Annotated in this window: 4 protein-coding genes; all 4 read left to right on the top strand. The window is 60.0% G+C overall.

Going from position 1 to position 4,046, the window contains the following annotated elements:
- The first annotated feature begins 153 nt into the window (after window positions 1-153).
- Window positions 154-1,188, top strand: a complete 1,035-nt coding sequence (locus tag WC683_19955) for a hypothetical protein (GenBank protein ID MFA4974883.1) — start codon at window positions 154-156, stop codon at window positions 1,186-1,188.
- A 92-nt stretch (window positions 1,189-1,280) separates the two neighbouring features.
- Window positions 1,281-1,658 carry a hypothetical protein gene (locus WC683_19960; protein MFA4974884.1) on the top strand — a complete coding sequence of 126 codons (378 nt, stop codon included), beginning with the start codon at window positions 1,281-1,283 and terminating at the stop codon, window positions 1,656-1,658.
- 146 nt (window positions 1,659-1,804) lie between these two features.
- Complete coding sequence (locus WC683_19965; GenBank protein ID MFA4974885.1) at window positions 1,805-1,963, top strand: hypothetical protein; 159 nt, start codon at window positions 1,805-1,807, stop codon at window positions 1,961-1,963.
- A gap of 1 nt (window position 1,964) precedes the next feature.
- On the top strand, window positions 1,965-4,046 hold a 2,082-nt coding region (locus tag WC683_19970), incomplete at its 3' end, for a hypothetical protein (GenBank protein MFA4974886.1).

Genomic DNA, 4,046 nt, shown 5'->3' on the forward strand with positions numbered 1-4,046 from the left:
ACTCATCAATGCCGCAGGCCGCAAGAAAGGCACCTCTGCCGGATTGCGGATCATCTATTGCAGCGAGGTAAACGATCTCGACCTACGAGATCCCGAGACAGGGCGCTACACGGTGCCCGTGGACTTCAAGCTCACATATAGGGAGGTCTGACCATGGCTCAGACGAGTGTGCAGGTAGAGAATGCGATCCGGTTTGGATCGGCGAAGTTCGAGATGGGGGCCACCGTCGGGGCGCTCGTGGATATCGGGGCGATCCGCAACGGCGTGTGGGAGTACCGCTTCGACAAGGTGACGGTCAAGTCGGACAACGCGGGAACGATCATGGAAGCGATCCGAAACGAAGAATGTGGGATCTCTGCCGACCTCATGGAAGTCAACCTAGAGAAGCTTTCATCGTTCTACTCTGGCGTCCTGACGCATGCGACGGTTGCCGCCGCGCCGGTTGCCGTGACGAATGAGGTCCAAGTCCTCACCGGAACGACAGAGAACGTCCTGACGTACCGCAACGGCGCGGGTACGGAAGTCGCTACGATCTCCGCAACGAGCGTATCCGGCGGCGGTACGACCTACGTCCGCGATTGCGACTACGTCATCAACGTCAACGCGGACGGCTACACGACGATTGCGCGAGCCTATCCGACGGTGATCGAAGGCGCAACGGCAGTCTGCGCAGTCACCGGAACGACGGCCTACTTCCTGAGCGCAGGCGCGTGGGACGTGCAGCCAGCCGTCGGCGATCACATCTATGTCACTGGGTTCACCGAGACGGCGAACAACGGAGTGAAAACGGTCACGGCAGTCACGGCTGACACGATCACGGTTTCCGAAGTGCTCGTCAACGAGGTTGAGGGCGACACCATCACGATCACCCGCGGCGCGATCCTGACGGGCGGGACGATCTACGTCAACTACACCTACACGCCGCTTGCCAGCCGAACGCTCAAGGGCGGCGGGCTCACCGAGTTCACCGCCCGCGTCTGCCGGTTCACGAACACGGACAGCGCCGGGAAGATCTTCCGTATCACGGTCTACAGCGCGACGCCGGAAAGCGGGATCACGCTCAACTTCCCGTCTGACGACGCCGACGATCCGATGCTCTGCCCGATCTCGATGACCGGCGTGCCGGATACGGCGCTGACTGCGGGAGAACAGCTTTTCCTAATCGAGGATGAGCAACATAGTTCATAGTACAATGCACGGTACTGGATGGATCGAGACGGCTAAGAAGCTGCGCGAAGCTGCCAGAAGAGCTGGCATTCGCATAGGCACAAGGAGGAACGATGCCGGAGAAAGAGAAGGAACTGGCGATGGGCCCGATCGTGAAAGACTTCGATAAGCTGGCTCCACAGCAGCGCCAGGCCCGACTTGGCGGGCGGGTGATCGACGTGACAACGATCCCCGCCCGTGTCCTCATGGAGGCGGCGCGATTCGCGGATGAGATGCAGAAGTACACCGGAGAGGAACGGCTGGACAAGGCGCTGTCGCTCGTTGTGCGCATCGCCAAGGTCCACGATCCCGAGATCACGCTCGACTGGTTGCTCGATAACGCGGATCTGAACCAGCTCTTGGCGCTCATCGACTTCACGCTCGAACCGTTGAAGACACGTGCCCGAGAGGAGCATGAGAAGAAGGGGGAAGCGGTAACGCCCGAGGGATAACGAGTATCGAACTCGGGCGGATACTGGCGCGGCTGTCGATTCTGTATCCCGGAACGACGCCGAACTACTGGCTAGACGGCCATCCGATAGAGGACTGGTACTGGTATCTCGGGATGGCGGAAGAGGAGCAGAGGAGAGGAACACAGATGATCGGCGAAGCGGTGATCGGGACATACGGCGCGGCGCTGGCGAAGAAGCCCTTGCCGAAGTCGAAACCGCTCATCGTCTCATCCGCTGACGAGGCACCGGATCGGGCAGCATTCTACAAGGACGAGTACGTGAGAAAGCACATCAAGCGAGGCTGACATGTCGACACTGCTCGGGACTCTGGGAATCGGGATCACGGCGGACCTCGCTGGCTTGGCGAAGGGGCTGGAAACAGCATCGAAGAGCCTGACGGACTTCGGACAGAAGACCGAGAAGATGGGCAAGTCGATCTCCGATACCGGCACCACAATGACGAAGTGGGTCACGGGTCCGATCGTCGCTGTCGGCGCGGCTGTTACTGCGCTCGCCGTCAACGTCGGGCAGTTCGCCGACAACCTCATGACACAGAGCCTGCAGACTGGGCTCTCCGCTAAGTCGCTACAGGAGTGGCGGTACATCGCTACCCTCTGTGGGGTCAGCGCGGACGCTGCCGTGACCGCGATCTATGGCCTCAGCCGCCGCATGGCCGAGCTAGAGAACGACACGGGGGAAGGCGCGGAGGCTCTCGCCAAGCTCGGGTTGACCTTTGAGGACATTCGTGGCAAGTCGCCGGAAGACGTGTTCACGCTGTTGCTCGATCGCCTATCGACGATCCCTGACGTGCTCGAACGGAACTCGATCGCATCAAAAACGTTGGGCCTCGGCTGGAAAGAGGTCGCACCGATCATCGCGGCGGGTGGTGACGAGATCGAGCGGCTCCGAGAAGAGGCCCACGATCTAGGCGTCGTCATCAGCGACGAGGGGATCAAGGCGGCGGCGGACTTCGACAACGCCTGGGACTCCATCACGGCGCAACTCGCAGCGGCAAAGAACGAGATGGGGATCAGCCTTGCGCCGATGATGCGCAATACGTTCGTGCCGATCATTCAGAACACAGTGATCCCGGCACTCAAAGACTTCGGCGAGAAACTGGCGGCGATCATCAAGTGGTTCGGCGATCTACCAGAGAGCACACAGAAAACGATCATCAAAGTCGTCGCTCTCGTCGCGGCTGTCGGCCCCGCTGTCCTCATTGTGGGGAAGCTCACGACGGCGGTCGGGCTGTTATCGAAGGCGCTCGGCGCATTCATGGCGAATCCGATCCTGTTAGGATTGGCCGCGATCGCCGCTGCGACGATAGCCGTCGTCTCCAAGTTCGCCGAAGCACGGCAAGCGGCGGCGGAACTTGAGCAGGCGTACATCGATCTTGGCGCTGGTCTGTTCGAGGCAAGCGGTACGATCAACAGCGCCCTAGAGCAGATGTCGAATGGCGTCGGGATGCTCGACCACATGATCGGAGAGGTCGCGTTCGACGACCTCATTGCCAAGCTGGATGAGTTGAAAATCGCGGTGCTCGATCTTCCGGCTGACGAGATCGAAGCCGCGTGGACTGATGGCGTAGATCAGATCTTCGACGCTCTCGAATCGGAATATCCCAAGTTAGAGAAGATCCTTGAGAGATACCGCCGTGGCTTCCTCGAAAAGGGTGAGGAGATGGCAGAGGATCTCATCTCTGGATTCAGCGAGCAGGCTTCGCAATTCGGGGCTGCGGTCTCCGATACGGTCTCTGCCGGGCTGGGCGCGGCGGCGAATGCGACCGAAGGCTTCGCCGCTGTCGGGACGAAAGCCGGTGAGTCCTTCGCCGAAGGCTTGTCTATCGGCCTAGCGGAGACAGCGTCCGCAGTGGATCAATCGCTATCCGCAGTCGGCCAGGATGCTCTTGCAGCATTCGAGGTCGCCGGAAAGCTGATCGCGGAAAATAGTCAAGAGATCTCTGCACAGATCGCCGCGACGTATCAGATGATCCTAGACGATTCGGCTGACACCGCCCGCAAGATCGCCCAAGGGTACACACCGACGTTCGATGAATTGCAGACGAAGGTGAACTCCGCTGTCGTCGCGTTCGAGATGGCACGGCAGACCTACGGGGAATCGTCGATCGAAGCGTTGAACGCCTTCAAGCAGATGCTGACCGTTCAAGCCGAACTGAACGAGATCAACAAGGATCTATGGGAGACGCTCCAACAGGTGAACGGCCCGCTCCTCGATCTCATCGTCTACATGAAAGAATACACCGGGGCGCTGGAAGAGGACGAAGCGTTCATGCGGAAGTTCATCGAGCAGCAGAGCACGCTGCCGTACATGCTCGAAAAGATCGGCGCAGGGATCGACCTCACCGGAATCCATTGGGATGATTACGTG

The organism is bacterium, assembly GCA_041648665.1.
Classification (GTDB): Bacteria; UBA10199; UBA10199; order 2-02-FULL-44-16; family JAAZCA01; genus JAFGMW01.